We start from the raw sequence: 21,426 nt of genomic DNA, 5'->3' as shown, positions 1-21,426 counted from the left end.
TCATTTTGGTGTTCGATACGAAATTTGCAATCGTGCTGCGGGACGATCTCGCCGTCTGGCAAAAGCTCAACGTCGCCGCCTTCCTGACCAGCGGCATCGTCGCGCAATTCCCCGCCATTATCGGCGAACCCTACCGCGACCGCGCCGGCAACCTTTACAATCCTCTGTCGATCCAGCCGGTCATCGTGCTTTCGGCCGATGGGCCGACGCTCAACTCCATCCACCGGAAGGCGCTGGAGCGGGGCGTGACGGCGTCAGCCTATGTCGAGGAGATGTTTGCCACCGGCTTCGATGCGGCCAACCGCGCCGTCTTCGCCGAGTTCGGCCCTGAGGACGCCAAGATCGTCGGCATCGCGCTGCGTGCCGACAAGAAACTCGTCGACAAGATCACCAAGGGCGCCCGCATGCACGCCTAATTCAGCAGGAAGCGTGTAACGGCGCTCATGAATTCAGTCGGCCGCTCGACGTTCAGCATATGGACGCCCGGAAGCAGTGTAAGCGTGGCGCCGGGGATGCTGGCTGCGATCGCCTCGCTGTGGCTTGCCAGCGTTACCTTGTCGTCTTCTCCACCGATCACCAGGGTGGGGGCGGTAATGAGGGAGACAGTCCGGCGCAGATCGCAATCGCGTACGGCGGCGAAGCATCCCGCGAGACCTTGGGGCGGCGTCGCCAGGACCATCGCGCGGAACGCGTCGACGGTTTCGTTTGGGCCGGCAAGCATCGAGGCGGGAAACCAGTTGTGCATGAACATGTCCGCGGCGGCCGACATGTTGCTCGCAGCAAGGACAGTACGGATCTGCTCGTCAAAGTAAGAAGCCGGCCCGAGATGTGGCGAGGTGTTGGAAAGGATGAGACGCTCGATGCGGTCCGGGGCATGGATACCCAGCCACTGCCCTACGAAGCCGCCCAGCGACAGCCCGCAGAAATGCACGCGGGCGATCTGAAGCGCATCCAGCAGCTCAAGGACGTCGCGGCCCAGCCGATCGAGCGAATAGGCTCCGGCCGGAGCATCGGAACTGCCGTGGCCGCGCAGATCATAGCGCAGCACCCGGAAAGATCCGGCAAATTCCGCAAGCTGCCGGTCCCACATATGCAGGTTCGTCGCAATGGAATTCGAGAGCACAAGCACAGGGCCGGCCCCCGCCAGCTGATAGGCGATCCGGCAGCCGTCGCCCGTCGTAAAATAAAGCGTGTCAGTCATCTGGTCCTCATCTCACCCTGGCGAAAGGAGTTCGATGCTCCCGCCGCCCTTTGAATGAGCCACCCTAGGCCTCGTAATTATCCAGGAAAATTACTATGATTGGACGATCTCAGTAGGTTTTTACGATAATGAATGGTCTAAAACTCCACGACCTACGGTGCTTTGACGCCGTGGCAAGCGAGGGCAGCTTCCAGGCGGCCGCCCTTGCCTTGAACCGATCGCATCCATCCGTCTTCGCCGCTGTCGCACGCCTCGAGCAGTTGCTCGGGCTCACACTTCTCGACCGCAGCGGATATCGGGTGGGGCTGACGGAGGCGGGCCGCGAGTTTCACGCGCGAGCGCAGCTGACATTGCGCGAGCTCGACCATCTGCGAACCTATGCGGGCCAGTTGGCGAGCGGCGAGGAGACGGTCCTGCGTGTCGTCATGGGTGATCTCTGCCCGCGACCGCAAATCCTGCGTATGCTCAGCGGCTTCTTTGCCGAACGCACCGGGACACGCCTGCACCTGGAGTACGAGGCGGTCGGCGGTCCGCTCGAACGGTTGATGGAAGGCTCGGCTGACCTCATCTTCCATCGCGCGGATCCTTCCGATCCGCATCTCGAGCGGATCGATCTCTGCGCGGTGCCCTCGTGCCGGTGGTGGCGCCTGGGTTCCTTCCGTTCGCGCCTGGCCGCGAGATTGCGCCGGAGCAGATGCGGCCCTTCACCCAGTGCGTGATCCGCGACACGGCGCGGCGGCCATCGCCGGAGAGCTATTTCCTCATCGACGGTGCGCATCAGTGCTCGGCGCCGGATCATCTGATGAAGAAGGAACTGATCCTTCACGGACTGGCCTGGGGCCATCTGCCGGCATGGCTGATCGAGGACGAACTGCGGGATAGGAGGCTGATCTCGATCGCTGGTGCACATCTGCCCGGCCGGACGGAGACCCTGGCGGCGGTGCGCCGGCGCGACCGACCGCATGGACCCGTCGCCCAGGCGTTGTGGCTTCATCTCCAGGCGCAAGTGGCATCCGGCGAGGCGCTTTAGCCGGCATAGGATCGGCCCGCGCTGAGCCTGCGCGCGACTCCTGTTGTGCCAGTCGCTTTTGGCTTGCCGGGCGCAGGCGATTGCCGCAAAGGTTAAGCGTTGATCCTCCCTGCCCGGCCTGACATTGAACGTTCCCGCAAAATCAGACGAAAGCGCAACGCCGCTCGCGGCGATGCTGTTCATGCTTTCGACCTATGTCTTTTTCACCTTTCTCGACACCTCGAGCAAATATCTGGTCCTGGCCGGCGTCTCGGCGCTGATCGTCGCCTGGGCCCGCTTCACCGTCCATGTCCTGCTTGTCGGCGTCTTCCTGCGCGGCTGGCGCGAGCCGTCGCGCTTCCGCGCCAACAATTTGCCGGCCCACATCCTGCGCGGCGGTCTGCTGTTCGGCTCGACGATGTGCAACGTCATGGCGCTCAAAACGCTTCAACTGGCCGAGACCACCTCGATCTACTTCTTCGGGCCGATGGTGATCACCGCCCTTGCCGGACCGCTGCTTGGTGAATGGGCCGGCTGGCGGCGCTGGCTGGCAATCCTGTCGGGCTTTGTCGGCGTGCTCGTCATTACAAGGCCGGGCATCGGCGTGTTCGGCATCGGCCATCTTTTCGCGCTCGGCTCGATGCTGTCGAACAGTTTTTACGTCATCATGACGCGGCGGATGTCAGCCAGCGAAACCTCGGAAAGCCTGATCCTGTTTTCGGCGCTGGCGCCGGCCGTGCTGCTTCTGCCGATGCTGCCGTTCTCGCATGGGCTGCCGCAGGATGGCTGGCACTGGTTCATACTGGTGATGCTGGGCGTGTTCGGCGCCGGCGGCCACTGGCTGCTGGTGCAGGCCTACCGCCTGGCGACCACCACGGCGCTGGCGCCGTACCCCTATTCGCAGATGGTCTGGATGATCCTGTCCGGCTGGATCATCTTCCACCAGTTCCCCGACCGCTGGACGCTGGTGGGTGCTGCCATCATCGTCGCCAGCGGCCTTTACATCATCCATCGCGAGCACCGTTTGCGGCTGCGCAATCGCACGACCGTCGATGCCGAGGCGGAGGCGCTGGCGAAAAAACTTTGATTTGCTCCGAATCCGATGGCATAACGCCGCATTTAAAAAATTTAAAAAAACTCGGGGAGCGAAGGGCTGGCACAAAAGATCAAGCTTTCGACGATCGCGGATGCGCTTGGCGTGTCCACGGCCACTGTCTCCCTCGCCTTGCGCGACAGCCCGCTGGTCGCCGGCGCCACGCGTGACCGCATCAAGGAACATGCGCGGGCCATCGGGTATATCTACAACCGCCGCGCCGCCTCACTGCGCACCTCGCGCTCGGGCATTGTCGGTGTCGTCGTGCACGACATCATGAACCCGTTCTTCGCCGAGATCCTGCGCTCGATCGAAAGCGAACTCGATCGCAGCCGGCAGACCTTCATCCTGTCCAACCATTATGACCAGTTGGAAAAGCAACGCACCTTCATCGATACGCTGCTGCAGCTTGGCGCCGACGGCGTCATCATGTCGCCGGCCATCGGCACGCCGGCTTCCGACATCGTCATGGCCGAGGAAAACGGCCTGCCGGCGGTGCTGATCGCACGCAGCGTGGAAGGCGCCGACGTGCCGGTGTTTCGTGGTGACGATGCCTATGGCACGGCACTTGCCACCAATCATCTGATCTCGCTCGGGCACAAGCGCATCGCCATGATCGGCGGCACCGACCAGACCTCGACAGGGCGCGACCGCTACCAGGGCTATCTCAACGCCATGGAGGCCGCCGGGCTTGAGGTCAGGCCGTCCTGGCGCATCGCCGGGCCGCGCACCAAGCAGGGCGGATTCGAGGCGGCTGGACAGTTTTTGGCGCTTAAAGACAAGCCAACCGCCGCTTGCTGCTGGAATGATCTGGTCGCCATCGGCCTGATGAACGGCATTGCCCGCGCCGGCCTGGTGCCGGGCGCCGACATCTCGGTCACCGGCTATGACGATCTCGAGGAGGCGGCAATCGCGACACCGGCGCTCACCACGGTCTGGAATGGCCAGCGAGAGGTCGGCCGCCGTGCCGCCAGCGCGCTGCTCGACAAGCTGAACGGACAGGCGGTACGGCCGTCACAGGAACTGATCAAGCCGGAACTGCATGTGCGCCAGTCGACCGGCAAGCCGGTGGAGCGTGCATGACCAAGACTGATGCGTTGCAGACCGTCGCCGTTCTGGTGCCGGGACATTTCAACGACCATGCGGTCGAGCGCATCGACCGCACCTTCAAGCGGGTCAAGATAGAGCGCGCCGATCCCGCCCTGGTCACCGAGGAGATGCGCCATGACGTGCGCGCCATTGCGTCCTTTGCCGGCGTCAATGCGGCATTGATGGATGCATTGCCCAACCTCGAACTCATCGCCTCCTTCGGCGTCGGCTATGATTCGGTCGATGCCGGCCATGCGGCCAAGAAAAACATCATGGTCACCAACACCCCCGATGTTTTGACCGAGGAGGTCGCCGACACCACGATCGGCCTTTTGCTCAACACCGTGCGTGAACTTTACAACGCCGAGAAATGGCTGCGCGACGGCAGTTGGGTGAAGAAGGGCAACTATCCCCTGAGCCGGCTGACCTTGCGCGGTCGGCATGTCGGCATTTTCGGCATGGGCCGCATCGGCCTTGCCATTGCGCGCCGGCTGGAAGCGTTCGGGCTGCCGGTGGCCTACCACAACAGGCGCAAGGTCGAAGGTCTAGCTTATGAATACCACCCGGCGCTGAAGGGCCTTGCCGAAGCGGTCGATACGCTGATTTCCGTAGTGCCGGGCGGCGCTTCCACGGAGAAGGCGGTCAATGCCGAAATCCTAGCGGCGCTTGGCGCCAACGGCGTTTTCGTCAACATCGGCCGTGGCAGCACGGTCGACGAGGCAGACCTCGCCGCAGCGCTTGCCAACGGCACCATCGCCGCCGCCGGGCTCGATGTTTTCGCCGATGAACCGAATGTGCCCAAGGCTTTGCTGGAGGCGCCCAACACCTCGCTTTTGCCCCATGTCGGCTCGGCCTCGCACCACACGCGCCGCGCCATGGCGGATCTGTGCGTCGACAATCTGGTATCCTGGTTCAGCGAGCGCCGGCCACTGACCCCGGTGCCTGAGACGGCGCAAGTCAAGCCACGAAGCTGAGCGGCTCTCTGCCACACTCGTTAACGTTGACTTAACGCTTTGGAATCATTCTGCATCTGCGCCGGGGAGCGCGGAGTGCAAGATGACGAAACTTCCGGCATTGATTGCGGCAGCGGCACTTTTCGCCGGCTTTCAGCTGTTTCACGGCGGCAGCAGTGAAAGTTCGGCCAATGAAGCAAGGCCGGCAACCACCTTCAGGCTGGTCGCCAATGGCGACGAAGGCGACTGCGCGGTTAGCCGCGGCGCCGCGATTGACGATGGCCTGTCGCTGTTGACCGTGGCGCCGAGTTGCCGCGGGTTGCTGCCGGGGATCGAGCGGGCAAAATTCTGGCGAGAGGGCGAGGACGGCACGATCGCGTTCAGCGCCGACGGCACCGACCCGATCGTCACCTTCTCGGTTGCGGATGGCGACGGCTACGAATCCTACGCTCCGGCCACGCCGCTGCTGTCGCTGGCGACAACCGGCGAACGGGATCAATCCGCCGGCAATTGATCGTCGGGATTTATTCCGCCGCCGCCCGTGCACCGGCCTTCGCCGCCGCATGCAGGCGCACCGCATCGCCGAAGGCGCGGAAGATCTTGGCCGAGTTGCCGTCCGACTTGACCCAGTATTCGGGGTGCCATTGCACGCCGACGGCGAAGGCGCGGGCGTCCTTCACCGAAACCGCCTCCACCGTGCCGTCGCCGGCAACCGCCTCGACCTGCAGCTTCGAGCCGAGCCGGTCGATGCCTTGGCGGTGCAGCGAGTTGACTTTGATGTCGCCGGCGCCAAATACACCGGCCAGGCAGCTGCCCGGCTTGATCGAAATGGTCTGGTGAATGGCGAAGCGTTCGTCTTGGTTGTCGCTCACCGGCGCGCGATGGTCGAGCGAGCCTTCGCGCTCCTGGATCTCGGTGCCAAGCGTGCCGCCCAGCGCAACGTTCAACTCCTGGATGCCGCGGCAGATGGCAAGCAGCGGCACGCCGCGCTCGATCGCCTTGCGGATTAGCGGCAGCGTGGTGGAATCGCGCGCCGGGTCGTAGGGGCCGTTGGCTTCGCTGGCGTCGCCGCCATAGAGCGATGGATGCACGTTGGACTTCGAGCCAGTGACCATGACACCGTCGACCGAAGACAACAGCTCGTCGAAGTCGAGCCGGTCACCGAATGACGGCACCAAAAGCGGGAACACGCCGGCGCCGGAAAGTGCTGCCTCGATATATTGCTGCGGGACGGCATGCCAGGTGTAGTTGTCGAACTGACGGACGTCGGTTGATATGGCGACGAGCGGCTGGTGCATTTTGGGTCCGGATTCCATTTGGCGCGAAGCGAATAGCTATTGTGCCTGCAAAATAGGCGATCCGAAGGCGCTTTTCCATGGCAAGTTTCGCCATCTCGCATGGGCCACGCGGCGAACGTTAGACTATAGTTGCAGGCTGGCCGGCCGGCCCGCGGATTTGTCGCCAGCGCCGCCGTCAAATCCCGCCACCATGCTGGACTCGACCTTTTGCCCGTGTATTGTTTCGGGCAAATCGATACCGGACGTGAGGAGATGTCCCTGATATCGGTTGTTGGTCCAATAGGGAGGAACTGCATGGATCGTCGTTCATTCATCCGCAAGGCCGGGGTCACCGGCGTGGGCGCAGCGGCGGCTGCCGCTACGCTAGCCGCACCGGCAATCGCCCAGTCCAATCCGAAAGTGACGTGGCGGTTGGCGTCATCCTTTCCCAAGTCACTCGATACGATCTATGGCGGCGCCGAAGTCTTCTCCAAGATGCTGTCTGAGACGACGGACGGCAATTTCCAGGTCCAGGTCTTCGCCTCCGGCGAACTCGTGCCCGGCCTGCAGGCCGCCGACGCCACCACTGCCGGCACCGTCGAGGCCTGCCACACGGTGTCATACTATTATTGGGGCAAGGACCCGACATGGGCGCTCGGTGCGGCGGTGCCGTTCTCGCTCAACGCGCGCGGCATGAACGCCTGGCACTATCATGGCGGCGGCATCGACCTGTTCAACGAGTTTCTTGCCACGCAGGGTCTTTTCGGCCTGCCCGGCGGCAACACCGGCGTGCAGATGGGCGGCTGGTTCCGCAAGGAGATCAACACCGTCGCCGACCTGTCCGGCCTCAAGATGCGCATCGGCGGCTTTGCCGGCAAAGTGGTGCAGAAGCTCGGCGTCGTGCCGCAGCAGATCGCCGGTGGCGACATCTATCCGGCGCTGGAAAAAGGCACGATCGACGCCGCCGAATGGGTCGGCCCCTATGACGACGAGAAGCTCGGCTTCTACAAGGTCGCGCCCTACTACTATTATCCCGGCTGGTGGGAAGGCGGCCCGACCGTCCATCTCTTGTTCAACAAGGCCAAGTACGAGGAGCTGTCGCCCGCCTACAAGTCGCTTGTGCACACCGCCGCGCAGGCGGCGGACGCCAACATGCTGCAGAAATACGATTTTCTCAATCCTGCGGCGGTGAAGCGGCTGGTGGCCGGCGGCGCGAAATTGCGCCCGTTCAGCCAGGACATCATGGCCGCCTGTTTCGAGAAGGCCAATGAGGTCTACACCGAAATGGAAGCCACCAACGCACCGTTCAAGAAGATCTGGGACTCGATCAAGGGCTTCCGCAAGGAGCACTATCTGTGGGCGCAGGTGGCCGAGTACAATTACGACACCTTCATGATGGTCCAGCAGCGCAACGGCAAACTGTAGGCTGGGATCTGTCCCTTCTCCCCGTCACTATACGGGGAGAAGGTCCCGGCAGGTGGATGAGGGGCGGCGCAAACTTCGGCGATCGATCGCCTTGGGCTTGGTAGCCGCCCCGAAATTATAGCTTATTTTTCCGAGCGTTGACGCTACCCTCACCTGCCTGCCGGCATCCTGTCCCCGTATAGTGACGGGGAGAGGGGCGCGGTCATCGCCGTTTCGCCAATCGCCAACGCCGCAGGATTGAGGCTGCCCTTCATTCCATGCCCGGCACCACCAACACCTTGACCTCGCCGGGCGCTGCCGGATTGGCGATCACCGAGGCGGCTTCCTCCAGGCCGACCTGCCTTGAGATGAGCTTGTCGATCTCGATTGCGCCGGACGCGACAAGGTCCGCCGCCCGCCTGTGGGTGAAGGGGTTGATGAACGAGCCGAGAACCTTCAGTTCGCGAAACAGGATGTCGAACGGTTCGAAGGGCACTTTCACGCCTTGCGGCATCACGCCGACGATCACCACCGAGCCGCCGGACTTCGCCAGCCGCATCGATTGTTCGACGGTATCGGGGACACCGGCGCATTCGAGCACCACGTCTGCCCCGCCGGGCACAAGGCCGGTTGGGCCGGCGATCGCCTCGATCGGGTCGACCGCGTTTGGGTCGACCGTCGCCGTTGCACCGAGCTCTTCGGCGAGCGCACGGCGGGAGGCCTGCCGCGTCGACAGGATGATGGTCGCCGCTCCTGCGAGCCTCGCCAATTGCACGGTAAGCAGGCCGATGACGCCGCCACCAAGCACCACCACGGCAGCGCCGGGTCTGATTCCGGCGAGGTCGACAGCGTGCAGGCAGCAGGCCAGCGGCTCGCAGAAGGCGCCATGCGTTGGCTTGAGGTTCGCAGGCAGAAGAAAGGCCTGGCTCTGCGGCATCACGACGTAGTCGGCGAAGCCGCCGTCGCGATGGATGCCGATGGCCCTGAGATTGCTGCACAGATTGACGCGGCCGGCTCGGCAATGACTGCAGCGTCCGCAGAAGATGTTGGGATCGCCGGTAACACGGTCACCGATGGCGATGCCGGAAACCGCATCGCCGACAGCCTCCACGATGCCGCAGAATTCGTGACCAAGCGTCACCGGCGGGCTCGAAGGGAATTCGCCGTGGAGGAGGTGACGGTCGGTGCCGCAAACGCCGCAGGCTTCGACGCGCACCAGAACGTCCTGCGGTCCCGCAACAGGCTTGTCGACCTCCCGTAGCGCAATGCTGCCCACGGCTTCCAGGCGCACGGCTCTCATGACATCCTCACTCAGGTTCTCAGTGTTCACACATCAGTTGAAGTTCGGCGGCTGCGACAGGTCGGTCGCCGGCGCCGCCGGCTTGGCGGGCGGCGTCTCGCCGAAATTCGGCGGCTGCGAGAGATCGTTCGACGGTGGCGCCGCGGGTGATGGGCCACCGTTGGCTGGTGGTGGTGTGCCGAGAGGCGCAAGGCCTGGCATATCAGGCAAGTTGATCTCGATCGTTCCCGGATCGACGGCCGCACCCTTGTAGCGCATGACCATTTGCGGGAAGGCGATGGTCAGCCCGATCATGATCACCTGGATGCAGACGAAGGGCACGGCGCCCCAATAGATCTGGCCGGTGGTCACCGGCGCGATCTGCTTGCCGGTGAGGCGATCGAGATAGGGCACGCGCGCGGCGACAGAGCGCAGGTAGAACAGCGCAAAGCCGAAAGGCGGGTGCATGAAGCTTGTCTGCATGTTGACGCCGAGCAGCACGCCGAACCAGATCAGGTCGATGCCGAGCTTATCGGCAGCCGGCGCCAAGAGCGGTACGATGATGAAGGCGAGCTCGAAGAAGTCGAGGAAGAAGGCGAGCACGAAGACCAGGATGTTGACGCCGATCAGGAAGCCGACTTCGCCGCCCGGCAGCGACGTCAACAAATGCTCGACCCAGACGTGGCCGTTGACGCCGTAGAAGGTCAGCGAGAACACCCGCGCGCCGATCAGGATGAACAGCACGAAGGAGGAAAGCCTGGTGGTCGACGCGAGCGCCTGTTTGATGACATCCAGCGACAACCGCCCCTTCATTGCCGCCATCGCCAGGGCGCCAACCGCGCCCATGGCGCCGCCCTCCGTCGGGGTGGCGATGCCGAGGAAGATGGTGCCCAGCACCAGGAAGATCAGCGCCAGAGGCGGGATCAAAACGATGATCACCTGCTGCGCCAACCTGGACATCATGTTGATGTTCAGGCCCTTGTCGGCGATCGCCACGATATAGATCAGGATCACCCCGATGCTGGCGCCAAGGATATCGGCATTGTCGCCATGCGCCGGCGCAAGGTAGCGATAGGCCGCATAGGAAGCCGCGACTGCCACCAGCAGTGCCGCGAGCAGCGACAGCACGCCGTGGCCAAGCGTGCGGGCCGCCAGCGGCAACGCCGGCATCGAGTTCGGCCGGACGATCGACATGATCAGGATGTAGAGCGTGTAAAGGCCGGTCAGCACCAGGCCGGGGATCAGCGCGCCGGCATACATGTCGCCGACCGAACGGCCGAGCTGGTCGGCCAGAACGATCAGCACCAGCGACGGCGGGATGATCTGGGCGAGTGTGCCGGATGCCGCGATGACGCCCGACGCCAGTCGTCGGTCATAGCCGTAGCGCAGCATGATCGGCAGCGAGATCAGGCCCATGGCGATGACCGAAGCCGCGACCACGCCCGTGGTCGCGGCAAGCAGCGCGCCGACGAAAATCACCGCATAGGCAAGGCCGCCGCGAACCGGGCCGAACAGCTGGCCGATCGTGTCGAGCAGGTCCTCGGCCATGCCCGATCGTTCCAGCACGATGCCCATGAAGGTGAAGAACGGGATTGCCAAGAGCGTGTCGTTCGACATCACCCGGCTGCCGTAGAAATTGTCGGGCAGCGCATGCAGCAGCGGCCACGCCAGGTTGATCGAGCCGCCCGAATAGGGCGACAGCACGACACCGATGAAGAAGAACATCAGGCCGTTTGCGGCGAGTGAAAAAGCGACGGGATAGCCGATCAGCAGGAAGATGATCAGCGAAGCGAACATGATCGGCGCCATGTTCTGGGCGATGAACTCGATCATGGGCGCGCCTCCTGGGCGAGCGCCTTGGCCTCTTCAGCAAGGGCTTTAGCCTCGAGCTCGGCCTGTTCGTGCACCGAGATGAACGGATTGGGATCGTCCATGTCGCCGCGCATGATGGCGATCTTCTTGATGATCTCGGAGATGCCTTGCAGCGCCAGCAGGAAGAAGCCGACGAGCAGGATTGCCTTGGCCGGCCAGATGATCAGGCCGCCGGAATTGTTCGACATTTCGCCGCTGCGGAACGACAGCGACACGTAGGGGACAAAATAGATCACCATCAGCGTCACGAACGGCATCAGGAAGAAGACATGACCGAGCAGGTCGATCCAGTGCTGCACGCGGCGCGACCACATGCCGTAGACGATGTCGATGCGGATATGGTCGTTCTGTTTCAGCGTGTAGGCGGCGGCCAGCATGAAGGCGGCGCCGAACAGGTACCACTGCAGTTCCAGCCAGGCATTCGACGAGACGTCGAAGACCTTGCGGATGATGGCATTGGCGGCGCTGACCAGGATTGCCAGCAGGATCAGCCACGATATCCACCGGCCGATGAACTCGTTCATACGGTCGATCGTTCTGGATAGAGCGAGCAGCCCTGCCATGCATTTCCTCCCTGAGGTCGAAGGCGCGCCGGCTCCCCTATTTTCCGTCGCGCCGCTGTGGCCCAACGGTATGCCGTGCGTGGTTCGGCGGGTCAACATGGCATGGGCGCGATCAACGCCGTCGTGACGGGAGGCAGGGGATAAGTGCCGACCGGCTGCTGCGTCATGCAACCAAAGTCTGACAGCGGATGCGGCGATCAGGCGATCTTCTGCTGGTCGCGGCCGGGACCGATCAGCACAAGTGCCGCGACCAGGAACAGATACATCCAGCCATCGCGCCATTCGATCGGGAAATAGCCGGCCCATAGCGACTCCGTCATGCCGAAGGCGGCCGCACCGAGCGCGGCCCGAGCGGAGAGAGATAGCCGCCCACCGCCGTCACGAACAGGATTTTCAGCCCGTAGACGAGGCCGGAGCCGAAGCTGACATTGCCGTAGTAAAGGGCGGCCATGATTCCGGCCAGCGCGGCGCAGAAACCGCCGAACAGCACCGCATGCCGGAACACTGCGCGCACGTCCACGCCGCACATGGCAGCCGCTTTGGGGTCGTCGGAGACGGCGCGCCAACGGCGACCGAAGCCCGAGCGGGCAAACGCCCATGCAGCGAGCATGATGGCCGCCAGAACCACCGCGCAATCGATGAGCTGGATCAGCGTCAGCGTCGCCTGGAAGCCGGCATCCTGAGCGAAGACAATGGGTTGCGCCAGGATCGGCGGCAGCCACCAATCATGCGTGTCGGCGGCGATACGGCTTGCTTCCGACAGCACCAGCAGGATGCCGAGCGTCGTCACCACAATGGCATTGGGCGTGCGGTCGGCCAGCGGTTCGAAGACGCTGCGCGACAGCACGTGGCCGATCAGCGCGGCATAAAGGAAAGCCGTGACGACGCCGAGCACCACTGCCGCCAGCAAGGTCAGCCACAATACCTGATAGCCGAAGGCCACGGTCAGGATCATCGTCTGGCCGCAAAAGGCGAACAGCGCGCCATAGGCGAGATTGGTCCGGTGCAGGATGCCGTTGGTCAGCACGTAGCCGAAGGCAAGCAGCGCATAGAGCGCGCCGGAATGCAGCCCGTTCAGCACCTGCTGGAAGAAATAGAGCATAGACAGCTTTCCGGGCGCCGGAGCCCGCGCCAAGGTTTTGCATCGTAGAATCTAACTTGTCAAATGCGTTTTATGGGTTAGATTCTGATATGACAGTATCTTGGACCCCACATCGCTTCACCGGCGGCATTCTTGCGCTCGATACGGCCAACACCGTGGTGTTGCGCAACGATCCGGAAAAGACCTTCGACCGTTTTGACGATCCGGCCGAGATCGCGCGCTTCGCCGATGCCGCAAGCGGCTTTCGCGGTGCCGAGCTTGGCGGCAGACCGCTGGAGGCGACCTCGCCGGACAGGATCGCCCCGGTGGTGCTGGCGATCCGCGAGACGACCGACTGCCTGTTTCGCGGCGCGGTGTCGAAAGGTGCGCTTGCCGCCGGCGACCTCGCCGCTTTTCTCAAGGCCTGCGCCAACGGCCTCGACCGGAGCCTGGCCGAAATCGGCGCACCGGGTAGACCGTTCGGCGACCCATCGACGCCGATCGCGTTCGAGGCGGCGCTGGCGGTTTCGGCCTTGTCGCTGCTGCGCGACGACACGGTCGCCAGGCTCAGGATCTGTCCCAATTGCAGCTGGCTGTTCGTCGACAGGAGCCGCAATTCCAGCCGCCTTTGGTGCGATATGGCTGTGTGCGGCAACCGCCAGAAAGCAAGCCGTCACTATCGCCGCCGCCGCACGGCGCCCCATGAGGTCAACAATGCCTAGGGTTGTTTTTCGTTCGATCCTTGTCGGTGCTGCGCTCATTGCAGCCGTTGCGCTTGGCGCCTGCCGCGACACCGGCGGCGACGGCAAGCTGTTCGAGGTTTCCGGCAAGGTCGTCGTCTTCAATTACCGCCTCGCCCGGGCGACCTATGTCGTGACGCTGCGGCCCCTGCAGCCGATGGGCGAAGGCCAGGTTGCGGTCGCCAGCTTCCAGAATCCGGCTGGCGGTCCTCCCCTGGTGATCGAGCAGAAGGTCTGGCCGAAGCTCGACAAGGTCAGCCTGGAAAGCCCGGCGCTGACCTGTATCGTCAAGGACAAGCCCTATGCGATTTCGATCAGCATCAGGGGTCCTGACGGCACGTTCCTGCAGAAGATCGACACGACGCTGATGTCGAGCGAGGACCAGTCGATCCTTCCCGACCGGCCGCTGGTGGTCGACCAGCTCTATACGGCCAATCCCGATCTTGCCGGCCATCCCGACGGCAAGCTGCCGGGTGAGCCGAAGCCGGATTGCTCGAAAGGCTGACGCGTCTTAGCCCGGCGCGACTGCGTGGAAATTTTTGGTCGCCGGACAACCGCCGCGGACCGATTTCGTACCGGATACGCGACGGCAGCGGATCGTTCGTTGCGCTTTGCCTGGCACTTTCGATTTCGTTTGACCTGCCTTGCAAGCGGAGAAAGACTGCGCCATCTCACTCCAACGTTGGCTGCGCGCCCCCGGTGCTGTCTCCGCAGAGGAAATGCCTGATGACGCTGCACGACGTCGCGCTCGACGACAAGTTCGATCTCGGTAAGGAGCGCATCTTCCTGTCCGGCGCACAGGCGGTCATCCGCATGCTTTTGATGCAACGCGAGCGCGACCGCCGGGCCGGCCTCAACACGGCCGGCTTCGTGTCCGGTTATCGCGGCTCGCCGCTCGGCGGCCTCGACATGCAGCTGTGGCGGGCGAAAAAGCAGCTGGCGCAGGCCGACATCGTCTTCCAGCCCGGCCTCAACGAGGAGCTTGCCGCCACCGCCTGCTGGGGCTCTCAGCAGACGGAATTGCTGGGCGAAGGCAAGCATGACGGGGTGTTTTCGGTCTGGTACGGCAAGGGACCGGGCGTCGACCGCTCCGGCGACGTTTTCCGCCACGCCAACCTCGCGGGATCGTCGAAGCATGGCGGCGTGCTTGCGCTGATGGGCGACGACCATATGGCCGAATCATCGACCAATGCGCACGCCACCGAATTCCTGTTCGTCGACACCATGGTGCCGATCCTCAACCCGGCCGGCGTTCAGGAGATCATCGACTACGGCCTCTACGGCTTTGCCATGTCGCGCTTCGCCGGCACCTGGGCGGCTATCAAATGCGTCAAGGACAACATCGAATCCACGGCCTCCGTCGATGCCGCGCTCGAGCGCCTGAACATCGTCGTGCCGGAGTTCGATATGCCGCCCGGCGGCCTCAACATCCGCGATGAGATCGACATGCTCGGCCAGGAGGAGCGCCTGCATGAATACAAGCGCGCCGCTGCATCCGCCTTCATCCATGCCAACGGCCTGAACCGCATCGTCTATTCGGGCGGCCGGGCGCCGAAGCTCGGGATCATCACGCTCGGCAAGAGCTATCTCGATGCCCGCCAGGCGCTGGAAGACATCGGCGTCGACGAGGCCGCCGCCAACCGCATCGGCATCCGCCTGTTCAAGGTCGGCTGCCCGTGGCCGCTCGACCTGCAGCATATCTCAGAATTCGCCCGCGGCCTCGACACCATCGTCGTCATCGAGGAGAAGCGCTCGCTGATCGAGGTGCAGCTGCGCGAAAACCTCTACGGCACCGCCACGCGGCCGACGATCATCGGCAAGAAGGACGAGCGCGGCGACTGGCTGTTCCCGGCCAAGGGCGCGCTCGACCCCAACGAGATCGCCATTGCGCTGGGCGAGCGCATCCTGCGCACAATCGGCCCTTCGGAAGAGATCACTGCAAAGGTGGCAAAGCTGCGCCAGTTCCAGGCGATGCTTGCCGACACCAGCGATATCGGTTCGCGCACGCCGTTCTTCTGCTCCGGATGCCCGCACAATTCCTCGACCAAGGTGCCGGACGGCTCGATCGCAGCCGCCGGTATCGGCTGCCATTTCATGGCGCTGTGGATGGACCGCAACACGGTCGGCTTCACCGCCATGGGCGGCGAGGGCGCACAATGGGTCGGCCAGGCGCCATTCTCCAAGCGCGGCCACATTTTCCAGAATCTCGGCGACGGGACCTACAATCACTCCGGCACGCTGGCGATCCGCTTCGCGCTGTCGACCGATGCCAACATCACCTACAAGATCCTCTACAACGACGCCGTCGCCATGACCGGCGGTCAGCCGCATGAGGGCGGCCTGACTGTCGACATGATCGCCAGGCAGGTGCGCGCCGAAGGCGTCGAGCGCATCGCCATCGTCACCGACGAGCCGGAGAAATATGCGGGGAAGGCCGAATTCCCCTCCGGCGCCACCATCCACCACCGCGACGACCTCGACCTCGTCCAGCGCGAGCTGCGCGACGTCAAGGGCGTCTCGGTGCTGCTCTACGACCAGACCTGCGCCGCCGAAAAGCGCCGCCGCCGCAAGCGCGGCACCTTCCCGGATCCCGACAAGCGGGTCTTCATCAACGAACTGGTCTGCGAGGGCTGCGGCGATTGCGGCGTGCAATCGAACTGCGTCTCGATCCAGCCGGTCGAGACCGAGTTCGGCCGCAAGCGCAGAATAGACCAGTCGAGCTGCAACAAGGATTTCTCCTGCGTCAACGGCTTCTGCCCGTCCTTCGTCACCGTGCACGGCGCCAAGATCAGGAAGGCCGAAGGCATTGCCGGCCGCTCCGACCCGCTTGACGGCGTGCCGGTGCCGGCCGAATTCCCGCTCGGTAGCGAGGGTTGGGCGGCGATCATCGACGGCGTCGGCGGCACCGGCGTCGTCACCATAGGTGCTGTGCTCGGCATGGCCGCCCATCTCGAGGACAAGGGCTGCGGCATGATCGACATGGCCGGCCTCGCCCAGAAGGGCGGCTCGGTGTTCACCCATGTCCGCATCGCCCGCACCCCGGACGACATCCACGCGATCCGCGTTTCGGCCGGCAAGGCGGACCTGGTGCTCGGCTGCGACCTCGTCGTCTCGGGCGCCAAGAAGGTGCTTGGCGCGGTACGCGAAGGCCATACCATCTTCCTCGCCAACACCGCCGAGATCATGCCTGGCGAGTTCGCCCGTTCGGCCGATTTCTCGCTGCCGATCGAGCGCCTGAAGAAGGCGATCCGTGCTGCCGCCGGCGAAGACAAGACCCATTTCTTCGACGCCACGCGCACCGCCACCCAATTGTTCGGCAATTCGCTCGGCGCCAACATGTTCATGCTCGGCTTCGCTTTCCAGCATGGCGGGCTGCCGCTGTCCGCGCAAGCCGTTGAAAGAGCGATTGAATTGAATGGCGAGGCGGTGGCGATGAACATCGCCGCCTTCCGCTGGGGCCGGCGCGCCGCGCATCAGCCGGAGTTTGTGCGCGGCCTCATCGCGCAACCGAGCAAGGCCACTGAGATCGCCGAGACGCTGGACGATATCATCGCCCGCCGCGTCGCTTTCCTCTCTGCCTATCAGAATGCCGCCTATGGCAGGCGCTATGTCGAGCGGCTGGCGGTCCTGCGTGCCGCCGAGGCAAAGGCCGTGCCCGGCTCGACCGCGGTGACCGAGGCAGCCGCCAAAAATCTGTTCAAGCTGATGGCGATCAAGGACGAATATGAGGTGGCGCGGCTCTACACTGACGGCTCCTTCGCTATGGAGCTGTCAAAACAGTTCCAGAGCTACGAAAAGCTCGAATTTCATCTGGCGCCGCCGATCATGGGCAGGCGCGGCAATGACGGCAAGCCGAGGAAATCGAGCTTCGGCCCGTGGATGATGAAGGGTTTTCGCCTGCTGGCGGCGCTGAAAAGCCTGCGCGGCACGGCCTTCGACGTGTTCGGCTACAGCGCCGAGCGGCGCATGGAGCGGCAGCTTCTGGCCCGCTATGAGGCCGATCTGGAGCTTGTCGCCAAAGCACTTGCGCCAGGCAGGATCGAGGCCGCCATCGCCCTTGCCTCGGTGCCGGCGCTCATTCGCGGCTACGGCCATGTGAGGCAGGCCAGCGCCGAAAAGGCGGCGGATGAACGAAATCGCCTTCTTGAACGATTCAAGTTGCCGGTGCAGCCAAGCGCATTACAAGCCGCTGAGTAGCCAAAAGCGCCGGAAAAACAGGCCCTTCAGCGCGAGCTAAAGGTTTTTTAATGGGACTATGCCAAGGCTGTGGTTCAGTTGGGCGCCAGTAATGGGCAGAACAAAGACCGATAACATCCCTGTGGATGTTTATATCCAGTTTGTGCGCTCGTTGTTCGACAACGCGCATATGCTGGTCATTGGCGCGCTTTGCCACGCAACCGCCAGCCTTATGGTCTATTGGCGCAACGGCCAGCCTGTCTTCCTGGTTCTTGCCGGAGCACTGCTTGGCATCGGCGTTTGGCGGTATTTCAGCTTGCGGCGGTTCCATCGCCTGGGTGGTTCCATCCACGATGCCTTGGATGCGACACGATGGGAGCGCGAATATATCCTGAACGGCAGCATCCAGGGGCTGATGCTGGGCCTGTTCTGCTTCATTTCGATCTATGTCTACTCGGATGCGTATGCCGAGATCGCAGCGCTCGCCATAACGCTTGGCTCTCTGGTCACGGTCGTAGGCCGAAACTACGGCTCGCCCCGCATGGTCACGATCTTCGCGGTAACCTTCGTCGGGCCGATCGCAGCAGCCCTTATCCTCAGGTTTGACATTCCCAGTGTCGTGCTTGGGCTGCTCATCATCCCGTTCATGTTCATCATCAAGGGCAGTGCCGACCATGTGCGCAACGTGCTGTTCTCGGCCGTGGTCGGGCATAAGCAGGCGAGGCAAATCGCGCAGCGCTTCAACCGCGCACTCAACACCATGTCGCATGGCCTGGTCATGCTCGGACCCGACGGCAAGGTCGTGGTCGGCAATGCCGAAGCAGCGCATCTGATGTCGCTGCGCTCGCCCGACCAGCTGCTCGGGCGGTCGATCCATTCGCTGCTCCTGCGCGGCGTTGCGGGCGGCATGCTGGCGCCGAAAGACTGCCGCTATGTCGAAGCGCAGCTGACGCGCGCGTTGCGCGAAGGCCGTGACCGCAAGGTGCTGGTCTCCTTCTCCAATGGCCAGCACTACGAGTTCTCGGCCCGCGAGGGCAATCAGGATCTCGGTGTCATCACCTTCGAGGACGTCACCGCCCGCGTCGAGGCTGAGGAAAAAATCCGCTTCATGGCGCGCTATGACAGCCTTACCGGCCTGCCGAACCGCGCGTATTTCCATGAGCTGGTCGGTGAAGCCATGGCGTCGGGCAGCCGCGACCGCCTGTGCGCGCTGGCGGTGCTCGATCTAGACGATTTCAAGAGCGTCAACGACACACTTGGCCATCCGGTCGGCGATGGGCTGATCTATGCCGTTGCCGAGCGACTGGCGGCCGTCGCCGGGCAAGGCGTCAATGTCAGCCGTTTCGGCGGCGACGAGTTCATGATCTTCTTCGACCGCGTCGAGGATGAAAGCCATCTGACGGGCCTGCTCGACCAGATCTTTGCCGATCTGCAGGGCGAAGTCGATGTCGCTGGTCACAGCCTGCGCATCCAGGCAAGCGCGGGCGCCGTGCTGTCCAGGGTCGAGGACACCGATGTCGACGCCATGATCGTCAAGGCCGATCTGGCGCTCTACAAGGCCAAGGAACTCGGCAAGAACAACTGGCGACTCTTCGAGGCGGCGATGGATGCGGCGTTCCGCAACCGCCAGATGATGAAGGCCGACCTGCGCACGGCTGTGGAAGGCAAGGCCTTGCGGGTGGTCTATCAGCCCATCGTGGCGATGAACACCATGCGCATCGCCAGCTGCGAGGCGCTGTGCCGCTGGGATCATCCCGACCTCGGGCCGGTTTCGCCCAGCGTCTTCATTCCGCTGGCCGAAGAAATGGGCATCATTTCCGAGATCAGCACCTTCGTGCTCGCGGCGGCCTGCGCCGAATGCGCCAAATGGCCCGCACAGACCAGCGTCTCGGTCAACCTTTCGGCCAAGGATTTCCGCAGCCGCGACGTCGTCCAGAAGGTTCGCGACGCGCTTGCCACTTCGGGGCTCGCCGCTGGCCGCCTCGAGATCGAAGTCACCGAAACCGCGCTGCTCGACGACAAATCGCTGACGCGCCAGTATATCGAGGAACTGAAGCAGGTTGGCGTGCGCATCGCGCTCGACGATTTCGGCACCGGCTATTCAAGCCTGAGCTACCTCCACAAGCTGCCGCTAGACAAGATCAAGATCGACCGTTCGTTCCTGATGGACGTGACCCAGAACAAGCGTTCGCTCGACTTGTTGAAGGGCATCGTCGACCTGACCCGCGTGCTCGGGCTGACCGTCACCATCGAAGGTGTGGAAACGTTCGAACAGCTGAAGATCCTGGTGCATTCGGTGAAACCCGACCTCGTCCAGGGCTTCCTCTTCGGCGCAGCTCTCAGCGCGTCCGGCATCGAAACGATGTCCAATGTGACCTGGCCCTTCGCCGCGGAATTGCGGCCCGTCGCCAAACTCGCGACCACATGAAGCCCAACCTTTAAATCGCGCTTGAAAGCCGTCAAAAAAGCTGTGTATTGCCAAAACGTTAACCTATTGTTAACGTTAATATTCGGTAAACACAGACGATTAGAGTTTCATCTTCTTGTTCATTCGGTCGTCCGGTATGGTTTAGTTGCGACGGCACGAGGGTAACAATGGAAACTCAGCTAGCAGGTATGCCTCTGGTGGCTTCTAGGGCCACCGCTCAGTCTCCTTCGGTGTTTTCTCGTCATATCATGGACGTCCTGGAGCACGTCGAGTATCGCCTTTGCGACGGTGCCGAGGATTTGGAAGCCATCTATCGACTTCGCTACAAATCCTACCTTCATGCTGGCATGGTGAAGCCCGATGCCTCGCGTATGGTAAAGGACGACTTCGACGATCTGCGCAATTCCTACCGATTTGGCGTGTTCTTCGATGGTGTTCTGGTCAGCACCATCAGAATCCACTACGCCTGCGCGAAATACCCTGTTTCCCCCAGCACCGCCGTGTTCGGCGACACGCTGGCGCGGCGGCTGGCAGTTGGCGAGACGTTCGTCGATCCAAGCCGTTTCGCTGCCGATATCGAGTGGTCGACCAGCCTGCGCGTGCTGCCCTACGTGACGCTCAGGCTTGCGGTCGTAGCTTGCAGCCACTTCAAACCGACATATTGCCTGACGGCGGTCAAGGAAGAGCATGCCGGCTTCTATCATCGCATCTTCCGTTCCGAGCAGGCGGTGCCCCCGCGCATCTATCCCGGTCTCACCGTTCCCGTGCATCTGTTCCAGTCGAAGTGCTCCGAAAACATGCAGGCGACGCTGGATCGCTTCCCGTTCTTCAACTCCACGGCGTTCGAGCAGCGCATGCTCTTCCAACGCCCCAAGAGCGGCGAACTCGCACCGCTAACCATCCTGCCCACCGCCAAGTTTTTCCGCGAAGCCGCCTGACACCACTGAAGCCTGCGTAATTTGGCACGCGAACTCTGGAGCTTTCCCGCCGCTTCCGCGTTCTGGACGACGCCGACGCGGCCATAGAAAGGAACCGACATGCATATTCCCGAGCTAGCACTGACCCCGCTGATCTCGCTGATTGCCGGCGTGCTGATCCTGGTGATGCCGCGGCTGCTCAACTACATCGTCGCGCTCTATCTGATCGTCATTGGGCTGCTCGGGCTGTTTCCGCATCTAGCCGGTTGAAACGCAAAACCCTCAACGTTCGACGTTAGGCCGGCGACAAGCCCTATCGCCGGCTTTCAACATTCCTTTGAGGC

19 protein-coding genes and 1 pseudogene are annotated in these 21,426 nt (G+C 63.1%); 14 read left to right on the top strand and 6 right to left on the bottom strand.

What is annotated here, in order from left to right:
- The first annotated feature begins 8 nt into the window (after positions 1-8).
- Positions 9-416 carry a DUF2000 family protein gene (locus tag NLY44_RS24640; protein ID WP_023806219.1) on the top strand — a complete coding sequence of 136 codons (408 nt, stop codon included), beginning with the start codon at positions 9-11 and terminating at the stop codon, positions 414-416.
- Here NLY44_RS24640 and NLY44_RS24635 read toward each other — a convergent pair.
- Complete coding sequence (locus NLY44_RS24635; protein WP_023689240.1) at positions 413-1,201, bottom strand: alpha/beta fold hydrolase; 789 nt, start codon at positions 1,199-1,201, stop codon at positions 413-415. The two genes, NLY44_RS24640 and NLY44_RS24635, sit on opposite strands and share 4 nt — an antisense overlap.
- 170 nt (positions 1,202-1,371) lie before the next feature.
- On the opposite strand from NLY44_RS24635, the gene NLY44_RS33020 reads away from it, so the two are divergent.
- The 6 genes from NLY44_RS33020 (at position 1,372) to NLY44_RS24610 (ending at position 5,859) form a co-directional block, all read left to right on the top strand.
- Positions 1,372-1,920 carry a LysR family transcriptional regulator gene (locus tag NLY44_RS33020; RefSeq protein ID WP_353654445.1) on the top strand — a complete coding sequence of 183 codons (549 nt, stop codon included), beginning with the start codon at positions 1,372-1,374 and terminating at the stop codon, positions 1,918-1,920.
- Positions 1,833-2,231 (top strand): LysR substrate-binding domain-containing protein, encoded by a 399-nt coding sequence (locus NLY44_RS33015; RefSeq protein ID WP_353654444.1) that lies wholly within the window; start codon positions 1,833-1,835, stop codon positions 2,229-2,231. Before NLY44_RS33020 ends, NLY44_RS33015 begins: the two co-directional genes overlap by 88 nt.
- Before the next feature lie 181 nt (positions 2,232-2,412).
- Positions 2,413-3,297 (top strand): DMT family transporter, encoded by an 885-nt coding sequence (locus NLY44_RS24625; RefSeq protein ID WP_032886143.1) that lies wholly within the window; start codon positions 2,413-2,415, stop codon positions 3,295-3,297.
- 66 nt (positions 3,298-3,363) lie between these two features.
- Positions 3,364-4,386, top strand: a complete 1,023-nt coding sequence (locus NLY44_RS24620) for a LacI family DNA-binding transcriptional regulator (protein ID WP_023671355.1) — start codon at positions 3,364-3,366, stop codon at positions 4,384-4,386.
- Positions 4,383-5,366: a 2-hydroxyacid dehydrogenase gene (locus NLY44_RS24615; RefSeq protein WP_023806221.1), complete on the top strand. Its 984-nt coding sequence runs from the start codon at positions 4,383-4,385 to the stop codon at positions 5,364-5,366. Before NLY44_RS24620 ends, NLY44_RS24615 begins: the two co-directional genes overlap by 4 nt.
- 82 nt (positions 5,367-5,448) lie before the next feature.
- Positions 5,449-5,859 carry a hypothetical protein gene (locus NLY44_RS24610; protein ID WP_023703660.1) on the top strand — a complete coding sequence of 137 codons (411 nt, stop codon included), beginning with the start codon at positions 5,449-5,451 and terminating at the stop codon, positions 5,857-5,859.
- Positions 5,860-5,869: 10 nt separating this feature from the next.
- On the opposite strand, the gene NLY44_RS24605 is transcribed toward NLY44_RS24610, so the two are convergent.
- A complete protein-coding gene (locus NLY44_RS24605) occupies positions 5,870-6,643 on the bottom strand; it encodes a gamma-glutamyl-gamma-aminobutyrate hydrolase family protein (protein WP_023703661.1) in 774 nt (257 codons plus the stop codon).
- 294 nt (positions 6,644-6,937) lie between these two features.
- On the opposite strand from NLY44_RS24605, the gene NLY44_RS24600 reads away from it, so the two are divergent.
- The gene (locus NLY44_RS24600; protein ID WP_023806222.1) at positions 6,938-8,047 is read left to right on the top strand and encodes a TRAP transporter substrate-binding protein; all 1,110 of its coding nucleotides are present in this window, start codon (positions 6,938-6,940) and stop codon (positions 8,045-8,047) included.
- A 250-nt stretch (positions 8,048-8,297) separates the two neighbouring features.
- Here the strand turns inward: NLY44_RS24600 and NLY44_RS24595 are convergent, their stop codons facing one another.
- From NLY44_RS24595 to NLY44_RS24580, 4 genes and pseudogenes are all read right to left on the bottom strand, one after another.
- On the bottom strand, positions 8,298-9,326 hold the full coding sequence (locus NLY44_RS24595; protein ID WP_023683515.1) for a zinc-dependent alcohol dehydrogenase family protein: 1,029 nt from the start codon (positions 9,324-9,326) through the stop codon (positions 8,298-8,300).
- Between the two features lie 33 nt (positions 9,327-9,359).
- Entirely contained in the window at positions 9,360-11,138 is a 1,779-nt protein-coding gene (locus NLY44_RS24590; RefSeq protein WP_023683516.1) for a TRAP transporter large permease, read from the bottom strand.
- The gene (locus NLY44_RS24585) at positions 11,135-11,740 is read right to left on the bottom strand and encodes a TRAP transporter small permease subunit (protein WP_023683517.1); all 606 of its coding nucleotides are present in this window, start codon (positions 11,738-11,740) and stop codon (positions 11,135-11,137) included. Before NLY44_RS24585 ends, NLY44_RS24590 begins: the two co-directional genes overlap by 4 nt.
- Positions 11,741-11,937: 197 nt before the next feature.
- Positions 11,938-12,842: pseudogene (locus tag NLY44_RS24580) on the bottom strand (branched-chain amino acid ABC transporter permease).
- Between the two features lie 89 nt (positions 12,843-12,931).
- On the opposite strand from NLY44_RS24580, the gene NLY44_RS24575 reads away from it, so the two are divergent.
- The 6 genes from NLY44_RS24575 to NLY44_RS24550 all read left to right on the top strand — a co-directional run bounded on the left by NLY44_RS24575 (position 12,932) and on the right by NLY44_RS24550 (position 21,352).
- On the top strand, positions 12,932-13,543 hold the full coding sequence (locus NLY44_RS24575; RefSeq protein WP_023683519.1) for a CGNR zinc finger domain-containing protein: 612 nt from the start codon (positions 12,932-12,934) through the stop codon (positions 13,541-13,543).
- Complete coding sequence (locus tag NLY44_RS24570) at positions 13,536-14,066, top strand: hypothetical protein (protein WP_023671345.1); 531 nt, start codon at positions 13,536-13,538, stop codon at positions 14,064-14,066. Before NLY44_RS24575 ends, NLY44_RS24570 begins: the two co-directional genes overlap by 8 nt.
- 221 nt (positions 14,067-14,287) lie before the next feature.
- Positions 14,288-17,758, top strand: a complete 3,471-nt coding sequence (locus tag NLY44_RS24565) for an indolepyruvate ferredoxin oxidoreductase family protein (protein ID WP_023806223.1) — start codon at positions 14,288-14,290, stop codon at positions 17,756-17,758.
- A 91-nt stretch (positions 17,759-17,849) separates the two neighbouring features.
- Complete coding sequence (locus NLY44_RS24560; RefSeq protein WP_023806224.1) at positions 17,850-20,165, top strand: putative bifunctional diguanylate cyclase/phosphodiesterase; 2,316 nt, start codon at positions 17,850-17,852, stop codon at positions 20,163-20,165.
- A 167-nt stretch (positions 20,166-20,332) separates the two neighbouring features.
- The gene (locus NLY44_RS24555) at positions 20,333-21,103 is read left to right on the top strand and encodes an N-acyl amino acid synthase FeeM domain-containing protein (RefSeq protein WP_023683521.1); all 771 of its coding nucleotides are present in this window, start codon (positions 20,333-20,335) and stop codon (positions 21,101-21,103) included.
- A 99-nt stretch (positions 21,104-21,202) separates the two neighbouring features.
- Positions 21,203-21,352 (top strand): DUF3096 domain-containing protein, encoded by a 150-nt coding sequence (locus NLY44_RS24550; protein ID WP_023671341.1) that lies wholly within the window; start codon positions 21,203-21,205, stop codon positions 21,350-21,352.
- Positions 21,353-21,426: the final 74 nt, after the last annotated feature.

Origin of the sequence: Mesorhizobium sp. C089B, from assembly GCF_030323125.1 — a bacterium.
Classification (GTDB): domain Bacteria; phylum Pseudomonadota; class Alphaproteobacteria; order Rhizobiales; family Rhizobiaceae; genus Mesorhizobium.
Note: the sequence above shows the minus strand (reverse complement) of the source record. Positions and strands in the feature narration are given on the sequence as shown.